This window comes from Vibrio sp. ABH4_348, assembly GCF_056159765.1.
In genome coordinates, this window is sequence record NZ_JBSWVW010000001.1 from 1,193,589 (window position 1) to 1,208,750 (window position 15,162).

Annotated in this window: 14 protein-coding genes; all 14 read left to right on the top strand. The window is 44.5% G+C overall.

Annotation, left to right across the window (positions count from 1 at the left end; genetic code table 11):
• Positions 1-353: 353 nt before the first annotated feature.
• The gene (locus ACXAFJ_RS05345; protein ID WP_475321934.1) at positions 354-1,727 is read left to right on the top strand and encodes a YcjX family GTP-binding protein; all 1,374 of its coding nucleotides are present in this window, start codon (positions 354-356) and stop codon (positions 1,725-1,727) included.
• Positions 1,724-2,779 carry a YcjF family protein gene (locus tag ACXAFJ_RS05350; protein ID WP_475321935.1) on the top strand — a complete coding sequence of 352 codons (1,056 nt, stop codon included), beginning with the start codon at positions 1,724-1,726 and terminating at the stop codon, positions 2,777-2,779. Before ACXAFJ_RS05345 ends, ACXAFJ_RS05350 begins: the two co-directional genes overlap by 4 nt.
• A gap of 109 nt (positions 2,780-2,888) precedes the next feature.
• Complete coding sequence (gene tyrR, locus ACXAFJ_RS05355; RefSeq protein ID WP_475321937.1) at positions 2,889-4,433, top strand: transcriptional regulator TyrR; 1,545 nt, start codon at positions 2,889-2,891, stop codon at positions 4,431-4,433.
• Positions 4,433-5,014, top strand: coding sequence for a ribosomal protein S5-alanine N-acetyltransferase (gene rimJ / locus ACXAFJ_RS05360; protein ID WP_475321938.1), 582 nt, complete (start codon positions 4,433-4,435; stop codon positions 5,012-5,014). The genes tyrR and rimJ overlap by 1 nt, the downstream gene beginning before the upstream one ends.
• Positions 5,011-5,619, top strand: a complete 609-nt coding sequence (locus ACXAFJ_RS05365) for an HD domain-containing protein (protein WP_475321940.1) — start codon at positions 5,011-5,013, stop codon at positions 5,617-5,619. The genes rimJ and ACXAFJ_RS05365 overlap by 4 nt, the downstream gene beginning before the upstream one ends.
• Before the next feature lies 1 nt (position 5,620).
• On the top strand, positions 5,621-6,094 hold the full coding sequence (locus tag ACXAFJ_RS05370; protein ID WP_475324065.1) for a DUF2947 domain-containing protein: 474 nt from the start codon (positions 5,621-5,623) through the stop codon (positions 6,092-6,094).
• A 135-nt stretch (positions 6,095-6,229) separates the two neighbouring features.
• Entirely contained in the window at positions 6,230-7,216 is a 987-nt protein-coding gene (locus tag ACXAFJ_RS05375) for a GGDEF domain-containing protein (protein ID WP_475321941.1), read from the top strand.
• 156 nt (positions 7,217-7,372) lie between these two features.
• A complete protein-coding gene (locus ACXAFJ_RS05380) occupies positions 7,373-7,549 on the top strand; it encodes a hypothetical protein (protein WP_475321942.1) in 177 nt (58 codons plus the stop codon).
• A 171-nt stretch (positions 7,550-7,720) separates the two neighbouring features.
• Positions 7,721-8,317 carry a GTP cyclohydrolase II gene (locus ACXAFJ_RS05385; RefSeq protein WP_475321943.1) on the top strand — a complete coding sequence of 199 codons (597 nt, stop codon included), beginning with the start codon at positions 7,721-7,723 and terminating at the stop codon, positions 8,315-8,317.
• A gap of 170 nt (positions 8,318-8,487) precedes the next feature.
• A complete protein-coding gene (locus tag ACXAFJ_RS05390; protein WP_475321945.1) occupies positions 8,488-9,753 on the top strand; it encodes an imelysin family protein in 1,266 nt (421 codons plus the stop codon).
• Between the two features lie 92 nt (positions 9,754-9,845).
• Positions 9,846-11,252: a di-heme oxidoreductase family protein gene (locus ACXAFJ_RS05395; RefSeq protein WP_475321947.1), complete on the top strand. Its 1,407-nt coding sequence runs from the start codon at positions 9,846-9,848 to the stop codon at positions 11,250-11,252.
• Positions 11,253-11,261: 9 nt separating this feature from the next.
• Positions 11,262-12,257 (top strand): imelysin family protein, encoded by a 996-nt coding sequence (locus tag ACXAFJ_RS05400; protein ID WP_475321949.1) that lies wholly within the window; start codon positions 11,262-11,264, stop codon positions 12,255-12,257.
• Positions 12,258-12,260: 3 nt separating this feature from the next.
• Positions 12,261-13,361 (top strand): DUF1513 domain-containing protein, encoded by a 1,101-nt coding sequence (locus ACXAFJ_RS05405; RefSeq protein WP_475321950.1) that lies wholly within the window; start codon positions 12,261-12,263, stop codon positions 13,359-13,361.
• A 169-nt stretch (positions 13,362-13,530) separates the two neighbouring features.
• On the top strand, positions 13,531-15,084 hold the full coding sequence (locus ACXAFJ_RS05410) for a L,D-transpeptidase family protein (protein ID WP_475321952.1): 1,554 nt from the start codon (positions 13,531-13,533) through the stop codon (positions 15,082-15,084).
• The last annotated feature ends 78 nt before the right edge of the window (positions 15,085-15,162 follow it).

Consider the following 15,162-nt stretch of genomic DNA (forward strand, 5'->3'; position numbering starts at 1 on the left):
ACGCGACTTAACTGGAAAATGCTTCTGTTGTCGATACTACTTTTAGTCATACGATATGTTTAATGAAAACAATGAATTGGAAAGAACTCTAATCGTATTTTAAGTTAAGTGAAAGGAGCCGTGAATAAAAATACGTACTTTACCTATCACATACTCCCTCAAAAAATGGTGTTAAACCAAAAGTTCCATTTAATGGTGGGCACATTCGCTATGTCTCGTACATCTTTAGCTAAAAAATATTAGAGCATTCCATTCCTCATATACCATTGACAAAGTGCGGCAATCGCTGCACTTTGTTGCTATTAAGCTTACGGCGCTTAGTAGTTGTAATTTCTAATAGTTAGCGGAGTGATATGGTCGGAATAAAACAAAGTGTTTCTGATGTGCTTAACCGAACGTTAGACAACAATGTGAGATTGGCAGTAACTGGGCTTTCTCGGGCGGGTAAAACGGCATTCATTACTTCACTCGTTGATCAATTGCTGCACAGTTCAACTCATCACAATCTGCCGCTATTGGAAGTATCGCAAGAAGGTCGAATCCTTGGTTCAAAGCGCATTCCTCATACAAACAGCATGGTGCCCCGTTTTGGTTACGAAGAGGGTATTAAACAGCTTCAGCAATCTCCGCCGCAGTGGCCATCTCCAACACGAGACGTCAGTGAAATTCGCTTAACCATCAAATACCGCTCTAAGCAAACACGCAAAAAACTGTTCTCCGAAACCTCAACGCTGACGCTGGATATTGTCGATTATCCGGGAGAGTGGTTATTAGATTTACCCATGCTCAATTTGAGTTTTAAAGAGTGGAGCGAAAGGCAGTTTTCTTTGCTGGAAGGAACAAGGCAAGAACTGGCTCAGTCATGGTTGGGTGAACTCGATGCACTAGATCTCAATGGTGAAGCGGATGAGAACAAGCTAGAAGCCATTGCCGCTAGTTATACAAACTATCTACATAGCGTGAAAGAAGCGGGACTGCATTGGGTGCAACCGGGGCGTTTTGTACTGCCGGGCGAACTAGATGGTGCGCCCGTACTGCAGTTTTTCCCGGTGCAAGCACACCCCGAAAAAGCGGCGAAAACCAGCCACTACGCGTTATTAGAGGCGCGATACAAAGATTATCAAACTCAGGTGGTAAAGCGTTTTTATCGCGAGCACTTTTCCAGTTTTGACAGGCAAATCATTTTAGTCGATTGTTTGTCTGCACTTAATCAAGGGCGAGAGGCGTTTCTCGATATGCGCCAAGCGCTGGATGAACTAATGCACAGCTTCCAGTATGGTCAGTCGAGTTTATTGCGTCGCATTTTTGCACCCAAGATAGACAAAGTGCTGTTTGCAGCGACCAAATGTGACCATGTCACGCCAGACCAACAAGTAAACCTCACTAAACTACTTAGACAGTTGGTGCAACCTGCGTGGCAAACGGCAGCATTTGATAATTTGACTATGGAATGCAGCAGTATTGCCTCGATTCAAGCGACCGATTCCGGTTTCATAAAAAACGGTGACGATAAACAAGCGGCGATTAGAGGCACATCCCTATCAGGCGAGTCTTTGACTTTATACCCTGGTGATGTCCCATCTAGCTTGCCACCCGAGTCGTTTTGGCTGGAACAAGCGTTTGAGTTTACTGAATTTCGCCCTAAAGAAACGGTGCCAGATTCTCCGCAACCTCACATCCGCCTCGATAGAGCACTGCAGTTTTTAATTGGAGATAAGCTGAAATGAGCGACATTAAAAACAAGCAGGTGTTTGATGATGATTTCCACAATGAATCGTCGAATAATCAGCAAGAGCATGCGGAGCCTCTTCAAAAAAGGCAGACACTTAACTCGGAACATTTGTTTGAAAAGCAGCAAACTCAGCTGCCTTCGAGTTTAGAGTCTGAAGAAAACAATGATGAGTTGGAATACAACCAAAGCGATGCACTAAACCCCAAAGGCAGTTCTTGGTTGATGTCGACCATGCTGGTGGGTTTTTCTGGTTTAGTTGGCTGGGAGTTAGTCGACAGCGTGGCAACCGCTTGGCAAACCAAAGATTGGTTATCACTAGGCTGGGCAGGATTTGCTGGCGTAGCCGCTGGCATAGTGACTTGGACGGGAGTTAGAGAATTTCTCTATCTGAGGCAGCTCAAAAAGCGCGACAATTTAAGAGAAAGTGCTAACCAATATTTAGACAGCGCGAGTATTTCCAATTGTACTGAGTTTTTGCAAAAAAATGCGTCTGAGCAGATCAAACAGTCTAAGCAATACCAGCAATGGCAAACAACCTTACAGCCACACTATCTCGATGGAGAAGTGGTCGATTTATACGATCGAATGGTGCTGGTGGAACTAGATAAACGGGCATCAGAGATTATTGCCAAACATTCGACCGAGTCAGCGTTAATGGTAGCAATCAGCCCGCTTGCAATAACGGATATGGCATTGGTGTTATGGCGCAACGTGGTTATGGTGAATCAGCTTTCAAAGCTTTACGGTGTCGAACTTGGTTATTGGTCTCGAATTCGCTTGATTAAATCAGTGTTCAAAAATATGGCATTGGCAGGGGCTAGTGAGCTAGCCATCGATGCCAGTATCGACTTAATGTCGGTTGATTTAGCAGGCAAGCTCTCTGCTCGAGCAGGTCAAGGCATTGCTATTGGAGTTATGTCGGCAAGGCTCGGGCTTAATGCGGTGCAAGCGTTAAGGCCAATTAGTTGGCGACAAGAAACGAAATTGAAATTGTCGACCATTCGCAAGCAAATTGTCGCCAAAGTAGCGTCAATAAGTCTGAAATAGCCCACAAAGCCTGCATTTGAGCACGTGTTTCACATGCTCGAGCTTGACCGAATTTGGGCATTAAGCCAAACTACTGTCAACTTTTCGTGACACCTAGTTTGGAGTGCGCGTGCGCTTACAAGTACATTGTGAAGACCGCTTGGGTTTAACTCGTGAATTGCTTGATATTCTGGCCTCTAAGAGTATCGATTTACGTGGTATCGAGATTGATATTTCAGGCATCATCTATCTCAACTGCCCAGATATTGATTTTGATACCTTCAGTGCTTTGATGGCGGAAATTCGCCGCATTGATGGCGTGAAAGACGTCAGAAAAATTCCATTTATGCCGATGGAACGCCACAACACTGAGCTTATCTCCCTGATCAACAACCTTCCAGACCCAGTGGTTGCGCTTGATTTAAATGGTGTGGTCGACATGGCTAACACGGCTGCCGTTGAGCTATTCCAATCAGAAAAAAACAGTCTGATTGGACTCTCGGTGAACTCGCTCATTCCAGCGTTTAACTTTGAACAGTGGGTCGATGGCAATATCAGTCGCCAGCGAGAAGATGTGGTCATAAACGGCATCGACTACATGCTGGAAGTAATGCCGGTTTACATCACCGACGAATCAGGCGAATCCATACTTGCCAGTACCGTGATGATCATACGCTCTCGCCAAGTGAAAGGGCTGCTCGATGACGCACTGCCTAACTACGACAATTTGGGTTTTGAACACTTTGTCGGTTCATCAAATCGCCACAAAACGCTGATTAACCAAGCTAAAAAATTGTCTTTACTTGACCAACCTTTGTTGATTCAAGGGGAAACGGGAACCGGAAAGGAAATGCTCGCAAGGGCATGTCACAATCGTTCAACCCGTGCCGCTAAACCGTTTTTGGTACTGAGCTGTGCTTCAATGCCCGACGATGTAGCGGAGACGGAACTGTTTGGTCATGCTCCGGGTTCATTTAACCACGAACAAGCGCAAACCGGCATTTTCGAGCAAGCGTCAGGCGGCACGGTATTCCTAGACGAAATCGGTGAAATGAGTCCGCATTTGCAAATCAAACTTCTCCGATTCCTACAAGACGGCACCTTTAGACGGGTCGGCGAAGAGCACGAAGTGCATGTCGATGTTAGAGTGATTGCATCAACGCGCTACAGTTTGGCTTCCCTGTCTGAATCGGGCCAATTCAGACAAGATTTGTTCTACCGTCTCAATGTGCTGACGTTAGAAATTCCGCCTTTGCGCGACCGAGTAAACGACCTTGCGCCGCTGTTGGATCTATTCATCATGAAATACGTCAAGCAGCTGGGTATCGACAAACCAAAAGTTGACGAAGAGCTTATTTCTAAACTGAACAGCTACCAATGGCCTGGCAACATGCGTGAACTGGAAAACATGGTGCTTAGAGCCTTGACTCAGCTTGATGAAGAAGTGCTGAGCGACAAACATTTCCATTTGCCTAAACACGATGGTACCGCAGGCGCATTTGCTAACTTGAATTTGGATGGCGCATTAGACGACATCATGAAGCAGTACGAGTCTAAGGTATTGGAGCGTTTGTATCAGAGCTATCCGTCGAGTCGAAAACTCGCGGCAAGACTCGAAGTATCGCACACCTCTATTGCCAACAAGCTACGTGAATACGGTATTCGTAAAAACTGATGGAAAGCTTTAGTTCAACAACTCGAGTCTATGAAAAGCGAGACGGCTTTTTGCTGAAAACCGCGGAAATAGTTGACTCTCAACGCATCGCGACTTATTACTCACAAAACCGAGAGTACCTTAAACCTTGGGAGCCTGAACGAGCGGAGTCGTTTTTTACTGAAATTGAATGGAGTAAAAAGCTCATAAAACTCAATGAGCTCCATCAGCTTGGACTTGCTTATTATCTGTTGATCATGGATGAAAAAGGCAAGCAAGTTCTCGGGACCATTTCGTTTAGTAATCTGTCTCGGTTCCCGTTTCACGCGTGCAGCGTAGGCTACTCATTAGCTCAAGACCACCACGGAAAAGGTTTGATGACTCGCGCGTTAAAAGTCGCGATTCGTTACATGTTTAGCCATCAAAATATGCACCGCATCATGGCTAACTACATGCCTCATAACCAAAGAAGTGAAGCCGTTCTAAAACGCCTTGGTTTTGAACGAGAGGGACTCGCAAAAGACTACCTGTTAATCGACGGTCAATGGCAAGATCACGTACTCACAGCGCTGACTAACCCAGATTGGAAAAAGACGCGATGACCTCGACTGAACGCTTGCAGAAACAGCTCAACCTAGTCTTAGAGCTCGATCAGCTGAAAAGTGTATTGAGAAAAACAAGAGTGAAGTCTGCGCAAAATCGTGATGAAAACTCCGCTGAGCACAGCTGGCAAGTAGCGCTGATGGCGTTGATGCTGGAAGAGCACAGTAATGAACCCGTCGATATTTCGCGTGTGGTGAAAATGTTATTGATTCACGACGTGGTGGAAATTGATTGCGGCGATGTGTTGGTTTACGACCAAGCGGCAATCGCAGCAAATACTGAGCTCGAGCTGCAATCCGCTCGCCGTTTATTTGGACTGTTGCCTGAAGACCAAGGTGCAGAGTTATTAGCGCTATGGCAAGAGTTTGAGGCAATGCAAACCGCTGATGCGAAATTTGCCAAAGCCTGTGATCGTTTGATTCCTATGTTGATCAACTACGATAACCAAGGTGTGAGTTGGCGCGAGAATAAGATTTCTCAGCAGCAAGCACTCAGAGTAAATCAAAAAATAGCTCTAGGTTCGGAAATCCTCTGGAACCAGGCCCAAACCATAATTGAAGATGCCACCCAAAAGGGGTGGCTCAGAAATGAAGAGAACCACTAATATGTCTTACCAAGCGCTTTCAGAATTTTCGCGCAAATGGATTTTTAACCACACCTCACTGCCTGTTCCTGAAGAAGACCAACAGCAAATCAAACCGATGACAGAAGCAAGAGCGGCGCAGCTATGGAAAGACTTTCTTAGTGCCACAAGTCCAGACAGTGAAAGGTTCAGCAGTTCAGATTGGCCTAGCAACGAAAAGAATTGGTCTGACACCATAGATTGGCAAACTGCATGGGATGCTGATGAAGATGCATTACCACAAGAAATTGCCGACTTCATTGATTGGCAAGACGATGTGACCGTGTATTTTTGCTATGACAAATACACGGTTTTAGAGACCAAATGGGCGGTATTTAAACGCCACTGGAAGAACTTCCTGTTTTATGACGATGGCCCAATTTTACTTGGTCGCAAACGCACGCAAGCGCTTTGGTTTCATGGGGACGGTTCGGTAAAGCTGGGGTCACGAGGCTAGTTCTGCTCATCGATTTAGCAAAAAGTAAGTAACGCCCTCTGCTAATGGTTAACTAATTAGTGATATTAGTGCCAATAATGAGCGTGTATGGATGTAACGTCTATACTTAGTCTATCTCTCTTGAGGTGATTCAGTATGGACACAAAAGTTCTGCAATCCGTTGTCGAAATAACCGAACAACGCAATACCCTGTCTCTCGGGCACTGCGTTATCGCAACTCTTGCAGAAATGTTGCCCGTTACTTGCGTTCAGCTAATGCAGTTCGAGGGCAATCGATCTTATCTGATCGCCAAATTGAAAGTTGAAAAAGGCAAAGACGGGTCCCGTGAATACAACTGGGAGTACGGGGGTGAAGTAGAGTTTTTGTCAGAGCATGACCACAAGCGCGATGAGATTGAAATTCTAAAGCGAGATAGTGGAGGATACATTTTCCACAACCCAATCCCGATAGATGATACGTCTTCTGCAATACTCTCTTTCTCAATGAAATCCAATCCAGAGAAATTTCAGTTACTCATTGATGGCTTTGCCAAAGTCTACAAAAACTATTTGCTCGTACTTCATGAAAGTGAGCGAGACAAATTAACCGGCTTACTCAATCGTAAAACCTTGGAAGAGCGTTTAAGCCGCAGCTTTGAGCTTAACAGTGACTATCACAACGAAGATGCGCCTCATGCTTGGGTTAGCTTGATAGACCTTGACCATTTCAAGAGTATCAACGATAACTTCGGACATATGATTGGTGATGAAGTTTTGCTGACCTTTGCTCAGCAAATGCAGAATTTTTTTGGATCTGATGAGCAGTTATTCCGATTCGGAGGAGAAGAATTTGTGATTATTTTTTCTCCGAGTGAGTTGCACGTAGTCAAAGCAAAAATGGAAGCGTTTCGCCAACACATTGAAGACTATAAATTTCCTCAAGTTGGAGAGCTGACTATTAGCGGCGGGTTATGTTCGGTGAACAAGCATGACTATATTCCAACCATATTAGATCACGCAGATAAAGCGCTTTACCACGCAAAAGGCAATGGGCGAAATCAAATCCATTGTTACGAACAACTTGTTGAGCAAGGCATTTTGGCTTCAAAGGTAGTGGTTGACGATGATGTAGAGCTGTTCTAATTGTGTAACTCCTTAGGGGGAAAGGTGACACTAGTCTCATAGTACTAGTTTGCTATGTGATGAATATTCCAATCTAGTTGCCGTCGCTGTGTTTTGAATCTGATAGTCGGTAAAGTGCTGTTAAACAAGGTTTTATCTTTTAAAAGGATCGGTAAAGTGAAGCCCCTAGTTCGAGAGCTCAAGAAAGAGTTTTATACCCAACTAGACTCAATGCAGTCTTCTACCTTACCGTTTTCTCAACCTTCGTTGTCAGTAATTAGTCCAGAAGAACTAGAGCAACTTGAAAGAATCTGGGTCGAACTGGCGATCTGGAAACATCAGCAAACTCATTAATCGGCATCTTTTGCTACCAACTCTTCGTTACTGTCATATCTATTAGTTATATCTCCTAACGAATCACTCCTACCAATGTGATCCATCTATTGAATTTTGGGGTATCTAACCTCATATTTACTAATGCATGCCTGGTGAAAAATAATGATATTAAAGGAAGTGAGTAAAGTTATGGCTGAAGTTCGTGCCAGAGTCGATTTCAAGGTTGGTGCCCAAAGTAACATAGATGCTGAGATACTTTCTTTTAGAGGGCTGTCATCAGACAAAGAACACGTCGCGATTGTATTCAAAAACGCCGACCAACAACCGGCAGCACCATTAGTAAGAATGCATTCTGAATGTCTCACTGGCGATGTTTTTCATTCTTCACGTTGCGATTGTGGTGAGCAGCTGGAAGAAACCATTCAGTTGATGGGCAAAGTTGGCGGTGTGATTTTGTATTTGCGGCAAGAAGGACGTGGCATTGGCCTCTACAACAAAATCGACGCTTATGTTTTGCAAAGCCAAGGAATGAACACATACGAAGCCAACAACCATTTGGGCTTTGGAGATGACCTGCGTGACTTTACCGAAGCGGCTGAAATGCTTCAGGCACTTGGTATCAACAAAATTCAATTGGTGACCAACAATCCGAAGAAAATCCGCGAATTGAAAGAGCACGGTATCGAAATCGCAGACGTAGTGAATACCTCTGCTCATGTTAAAGACGGCAACGCTCAATATTTGGCTGCCAAAGTGTCTCGAGGTAATCATGCGTTAAAGCTCTGAGCATTAACAAATAGACACATTCGTTAAGATATTGATAAAAGCCTCACAAATGTGGGGCTTTTTTTGTATTCAACTTGAAAAAAAAATGTAAGTTTGTATTATCGCGCTCAGTAGTACAAATGATAATTATTAGTACTTACACCTACTTTTGGCTCAACAAGGATGCAAACATGAATACCAAATCACGAGTAGCTCAAGCGATTCTCGTCTCTTTTGCCGTTTCGGCTTCTTCTTTCGCTAGCGCAGCGACGGTTACTCAATCTCAAGTTGTTGAACACTATGCTGATCTTGCACATGCGGTGTTTGAAGATTCATTAATTACTGCAAATCAACTAAACAAAGCGATTGATACATTTCTAGCAAGCCCTTCTCAACAGGGATTAGAAGACGTTAAAGCCGCGTGGATCGATGCTCGCGTACCTTACCAACAGTCTGAAGTTTTCCGTTTTGGTAACGCGATCGTTGATGATTGGGAAGGGCAGCTGAACGCATGGCCACTCGATGAAGGTTTGATTGATTACGTAGACAGCGACTATCAATACGAATTGGGTAACGAAGGCGCACTAGCAAACATTATTGCTAACAAAACACTTAAAGTAGGTGCTACTGAATTAGATGTATCAAACATCACGCCTAAGCTAATCGCTGATTTGAATGAAATTGGCGGTTCCGAAGCGAACGTTGCGTCGGGCTACCACGCGATTGAATTTCTACTTTGGGGACAAGACCTAAACGGTACAAATGCAGGTGCTGGACAACGAGCTTACACCGATTTTGTAGTAGGTTCTGGTTGTACCAATGGCAACTGTGATCGTCGTGGTGATTACCTAAAAGCCGCTGCGGATCTTCTTATCCAAGATCTAGAATGGATGGAAAACCAGTGGTCAGCTGATCACAAAGGTAACTACCGCTCTGAGCTATTGGCTGACAACGCAGAAAATGGCTTGCGTAAAATGCTGTTTGGTATGGGTTCACTATCTCTTGGTGAGCTAGCCGGTGAGCGTATGAAAGTCGCGCTTGAAGCGAACTCAACTGAAGATGAGCACGATTGTTTCTCTGACAATACACACAACTCTCACTACTACAATGAGCAAGGTATCTATAACGTATACACTGGCTTGTATGTTCGTGAAAACGGCAAACTCGTTTCTGGTCCAAGTATTCACGACCTAGTTGCTCAAAAAGACAAAGCGGCCGCCGCTTCGATTCAAAAGCAGTTTGACCTAGCACGTGCGCAGGTTAACCAACTTGTTGTTGCAGCTGAAAAGGGCAATCAACACTTCGATCAACTTATCGCTAGTGACAACAAAGCAGGCAACCAACTAGTTAACCAAACTATTATGGCACTAGTTAAACAAACGGCTGCTATCGAACAAGCTGCGGGTCTTGTAGGCATTGATAGCCTAAATCCAGATACCGCTGATCACGAGTTCTAAACACCCAACTCGCAACAAATAGCGGCTTTTTAAGCCGCTATTTTTCTAGTTAGCTGAGTTAACCATATTTTCCGCTACGTAGTTCTAGAGCAATGTCATTAAAAACAAAATTAAAAAAAATTAGTTATATCTCAATACTAGCGTCACTGACGGTTTCAACCTGTGTAGCGGCTTATGACGTTGCTTCGGGTGGTAAAACCTCGGTCAAAAAAGACGGCGCTAATGCCTTTTCACTTCCCGCCGCTAATTTACCTATGTCCAAACGCTTGGATTTTAGCGTTGGTAACAGTTTCTTCCGCAACCCTTGGGTTGCCGCACCGGCATCAACCGATGCAAGAGATGGATTGGGACCGCTTTTTAATACAAACGGCTGTCAAAACTGTCACATCAAAGATGGTCGGGGTCATCCACCAGAAGCTGGCGATTCTCATGCAGTGAGTATGCTTATTCGATTGAGCATTCCTGCTGTTACCCCGGAGCAACGTAAAGCGTTTATAAAAAACGGTGTGATTCCTGAGCCAACCTACGGTGGTCAACTACAAGATTTTGCTTTACAAGGTGAAACCCCTGAAGGGCAGATCGATTGGCGCTATGAGGTTGTACCTGCCGAATTTTCAGATGGTACGGTGGTAGAGTTGCGCAAACCCATTTTAAAGATCAAAGACCTTGGTTACGGCCCGATGCACCCTGATACATTAATGTCACCACGCATTGCGCCACCTATGATTGGCTTGGGCTTGCTCGAATCAATACCGAATGAAACTTTGTTGGCTTGGGCTGATGAAAACGACGCTGACGGTGATGGTATTTCCGGTAAGGTCAACAAAGTCTGGGATGTACAAACACAAGATTATTCTATTGGCCGATTTGGCTGGAAAGCTGGTCAGCCTACGTTAATACAACAAAACGCGGCAGCGTTTAACGGCGATGTTGGGTTAACTAGCCGTTGGTTCCCTAATGAAAACTGCACCGAAAACCAAAGCATTTGTGCTGATTTACCTAACGGGGGCAATCCAGAAGTCAGTGACAATATTCTCGACTTCGTGGAGTTTTATACTCAACACCTCGCGGTACCAATTCGTCGCAATGTAAAACAGCCGAACGTTATCAAAGGTCAGCAATTGTTTGCCAAAGCGGGTTGCGATGGTTGTCACATTCCGCAAGCGAAAACCGGTGTTCGCGAAGGCTTACCTGCGCTATCGAATCAAAAAATTCATGCTTACACCGACCTATTGCTACATGATATGGGACCCGGCCTTGCTGATAACCGACCAGAATATCTTGCCAATGGTCAAGAGTGGCGCACGCCTCCACTTTGGGGCTTGGGTTATACCAAGGAGGTCAATGGGCATACTAATCTTCTGCATGATGGTCGGGCCAGAAACGTATTGGAAGCCGTGTTATGGCATGGTGGTGAAGCTGAGAAAGCCAAGCAAACTGTGTTGCGCTTTAACAAAGAAGAACGAGAAGCTCTGGTCGCGTTTCTAGAGTCTTTATAGGGTGAAATGATGAAAAAACGGTTTGCACTTTTATTAGGAACTTTACTTGCGTCGAATGCTTCACTTGTTCTAGCGAGTCAGTCCAATGGGGTTTATCAAGTCCAGCTATCTGCCGCAAACAACTTAAGTGAACAGTTAATCAAGTTGAATGGCCAATTTGACCAATTCTGCCGACAAAAATCGGAACTGAGTTCTGTCAAAATGCAGTGGAAGGAAGCGATGACAGCTTGGATGGCATTGCAAGGTCAGGAGAGAGGACCGAAAGTCGCGGTAGAAAAAAGTTGGCAGATTCAGTTTTGGCCAGATAAGAAGAACACAACCGGTCGAAAGTTGTCTGCTCTTTTGAAACAAAACAAGGTTTGGAGTCAGGAAGAAATTGGCGAGCAGAGTGTCACAGTACAAGGCTTAGGTGCGATAGAGTGGCTATTGTTTGATACTGCAGCTGACCTGAATAAATCAGAAACTTGCCAAACTGCGGTCAATATATCCGGCTTCCTTGCTAATAATGGTCATCAGATTCATGCTGCGTGGAAACAAGGCGACCCTTGGAAAGCGCTCGATAACGCTCAGTGGTATAAGGAATATTTGGCGCTGATGAGTAATCAACTTGATTACGCGCTGAAAAAACTCTCACGACCGCTGGCGAAAGTGGGTAAACCCAGACCATACTTCGCCGAATCATGGCGCTCAAAAACGTCATTGCAGCATTTATACGCTAATGTTTTAGCTCTTGAAAACTTATATCAAGCTGAAGACGGCTTGCATTCAATACTCGTGTCACGAGGTGAATTAGAACTGGCGAGCCGAATCGAAAAGCAATTTGAGTCTTTGAAATCCTCTTGGCAAACCGAGGAATCATTATTTGATTTGTTAAAAACAGATGCAGGGTATACGCAGGTTCTGAGTCATTTCAACAAGCTTGAGTACCTTAAGCATTTGATACAAGAACAAGCAGCAGTAAAACTTGGCGTGATTGTAGGATTCAACGCAACCGATGGTGATTAACTGATGCCGACTGAAATGACCCGTCGTGCATTGCTAAAGAAAGCGCTGGTTGGTACCTCGCTTTTAGCAACCAGCAAGCTAACGTTTGCAAAGCAGGGTATTAGCTCAAATTCAGACCAGTTGAATAAAAAACCTGCGTTAATCGGTTGCGCGCGAACTGGTGAGGGTCGTTTTAGCGCTGTGGTTGCCAATGACGTTGGAGACGTGATTAGAACAATAGCGCTGCCAAGTCGGGGCCATGGCGTTGCTGTCAATCAAGCCTCACATGCCGCTGTTGTATTTGCTCGTAGGCCGGGCCGTTTTGCTATCGTCTTCGATTATCGAACCGGTGAGGCGCTGGTGAGGCTAACACCGCAACCTAATCGCTTTTTCTACGGCCATGGATGTTTCTCCAATGATGGAAATCTGTTGTACGTCACGGAAGGGGTTGAGAACACCAGTGAAGGGTTAGTTGGCGTTTATCAGGTAAACACCTGGCAAAAAGTCGCCGAGTTTTCAGGGTTCGGTATTGGTCCTCATGAAATAATCTCTCTTAGTAGTGGCAGTATCGCTGTCGCTGTGGGTGGGGTTCGCACTCGCGGCCGAGAAATACTTAATCTCGACAGTATGTCTCCTGCATTGATAGTGCTTTCACCTGAAGGTCAGTTGCTATCAAAAGATAGCCTTGAGCAGTCTCGTTTGAGTATTCGCCATTTGGCTTGCAATCAAAACGATCAAATTGTCTGTGCTCAGCAATTTCGGGGCGAGGCCGACGAGTATTACCCCTTACTCGCCATCAAGCAAGGAACCAACCCCATCCAACCTCTACTAGCAGACGATGAGCATTGGGCACAGTTTGATTATTATATCGGCAGCGTTGCGATGGATAATGACTGGATATTGGCCACTTCCCCGCGTGGCAACTGCTACGGAATTTGGTCGGCGAAAGACTACAACTTAGTCGAAATTGCTCGTTTGTCTGATGCGTCAGGAGTGGGTGTGAAAAACGGACAGTTTTTCCTCAGCTCTGGGAGTGGCCTAACGCAAAAAGTAACGAATGCAGAGCTGGGTCACAGGAGCGATAGCCAAGTACAATGGGACAACCATTGGACGCCAATAACGTAAGAAAACTGTGAGTTTTTTGCGACATTTTTCTGATAATTTTGTTGGCGTATTATCATGATTTGTCAAAAGTTTTATATAGAACTGGTACCTTAAGTCTAATTCCCTAAAAATAGATAAACGAACCTCAATATCTTTGCCATACTTTCAAAATAGCGGAAGGGAGTGTTCGATGCGTCTGTTGCAAATTCTAATAATCACGTTTCTCATCCTACCCTCTAAAGCGTTTAGCTTAGAGTATTTTCAAACGTTAGGCTGGCTTGATAAAGAATCAAAAGTGAATGCACTCGTAGAGTACCCAGAGATGGTAACGAAGCTCTACAACAAACACGATGATCAACTCATTTGGCTCGATTTACAGCAAAGCACTAAACTAGAGTTTCAACTGGAAATTATTCACCATGCTGGCTTCAGTCCGCAGTTTAGCGATCGCCTGGGGTATCTCCAGTTCTACCGAAAAAGTAATCGTTGGTTCGAATACGATTTGTTGGCAACGGATACCTTACTCTTGTACTTGAGTTACGCTGAATTTTCTCGCGAGCAAGGCTTTGACTGGTTTTTTCGTGATGGCCTAGCCAAGCGATTACCTCTTGCGCATAAAACGACGTTGGAGTTTTTGTCTACTGCAATAGAGCGTCAACAGCTATCCGAGTTGATTGACATCTACACTCCCAATAACGATTCATACAAACAGTTGGTCAGCACCTATTTACATCTGATCAAGTACCACAGCTTTGACTTGGCTGATTACAAACAGAAAGGCATTTTACGTCTCGGCGATAAAATCACTGAGCGACAAACTCTGATGAAGCGGCTTCAGTTAGTCGACATTGATTTGTCTCAAGTAAAACCTGACGTGCCATGGTATGACCATAATCTTCAACTAGCGGTAAAACAGTTCCAATCCATGCATGGACTCAAACCAGACGGAGTAATAGGGAAAGATACTATTCGCTGGTTGAACACAGACCCTAGAACACGTTTAAAAACTCTGGCGTTAAATGCTGAGAGAACACGTTTGTGGCCTGAGCAACGAGACACCATCATCTTAGTTAATGTCCCTGGTTATGAGATGAAGTACTGGCAATCTGGCAAAGAAGTATTTGAATCAAAAGTGGTGGTCGGTCGGAAATCCAGACCCACTCCTTTGCTACAAATTCAACTGGACGCGCTAATTTTGAATCCAACTTGGAATGTGCCGTACAAAATCATGGTGAAAGATATCATTCCTAAAGTGAAAAAAGACGTCAGCTATCTTTCCGATCAACAATTTCAAATCCTAACCAGCTGGACCGATAGTAGTCCCATTGATCCGGAAAGTATTGACTGGCAATCGGTTAACCCTAGGAAAGTACCATTTCGTTTAAGACAGCTTTCTGGTGATGCCAACGCGTTGGGCAGGTACAAATTCCACACACCAAACAATCGAGCTATCTATTTACACGATACACCGAGTAAACATTTGTTCGATGAAGACATGAGAGCGTTCAGCTCAGGTTGTATTCGCGTGCAGCATGCCGATGAGTTTGCCAAGGTGCTCGTTCGCACACAGGGTTTAGATGAAACGGTATTACAATCGCCAGTGAGCCGAGCGAATAAATCAATACCTTTAAAACGCGGAATTCCCGTTCATATTATCTACCAAACCGCCTGGTATGAAGAAGGTGTGATCCATTACCGAGATGACATTTATCGATTTGATAAGCTTAGTTACACAAAAAGCTAATTTGTCTCACAAAAAAGACAGTCAATAGTCAAAATAAATTTCTTTTACGTTCATAGACTAATTGAGATATGGATCCAA

Excerpts from the sequence above, each read along its gene's own strand:
- ACXAFJ_RS05385 (WP_475321943.1), top strand. The coding sequence starts at position 7,721 with ATGGCTGAAGTTCGTGCCAGAGTCGATTTCAAGGTTGGTGCCCAAAGT.
- ACXAFJ_RS05395 (WP_475321947.1), top strand. The coding sequence starts at position 9,846 with ATGTCATTAAAAACAAAATTAAAAAAAATTAGTTATATCTCAATACTA.
- ACXAFJ_RS05410 (WP_475321952.1), top strand. The coding sequence starts at position 13,531 with ATGCGTCTGTTGCAAATTCTAATAATCACGTTTCTCATCCTACCCTCT.
- ACXAFJ_RS05405 (WP_475321950.1), top strand. The coding sequence starts at position 12,261 with ATGCCGACTGAAATGACCCGTCGTGCATTGCTAAAGAAAGCGCTGGTT.
- rimJ (WP_475321938.1), top strand. The coding sequence starts at position 4,433 with ATGGAAAGCTTTAGTTCAACAACTCGAGTCTATGAAAAGCGAGACGGC.
- ACXAFJ_RS05400 (WP_475321949.1), top strand. The coding sequence starts at position 11,262 with ATGAAAAAACGGTTTGCACTTTTATTAGGAACTTTACTTGCGTCGAAT.
- ACXAFJ_RS05365 (WP_475321940.1), top strand. The coding sequence starts at position 5,011 with ATGACCTCGACTGAACGCTTGCAGAAACAGCTCAACCTAGTCTTAGAG.
- ACXAFJ_RS05350 (WP_475321935.1), top strand. The coding sequence starts at position 1,724 with ATGAGCGACATTAAAAACAAGCAGGTGTTTGATGATGATTTCCACAAT.
- ACXAFJ_RS05370 (WP_475324065.1), top strand. The coding sequence starts at position 5,621 with ATGTCTTACCAAGCGCTTTCAGAATTTTCGCGCAAATGGATTTTTAAC.
- ACXAFJ_RS05375 (WP_475321941.1), top strand. The coding sequence starts at position 6,230 with ATGGACACAAAAGTTCTGCAATCCGTTGTCGAAATAACCGAACAACGC.
- ACXAFJ_RS05345 (WP_475321934.1), top strand. The coding sequence starts at position 354 with ATGGTCGGAATAAAACAAAGTGTTTCTGATGTGCTTAACCGAACGTTA.
- ACXAFJ_RS05390 (WP_475321945.1), top strand. The coding sequence starts at position 8,488 with ATGAATACCAAATCACGAGTAGCTCAAGCGATTCTCGTCTCTTTTGCC.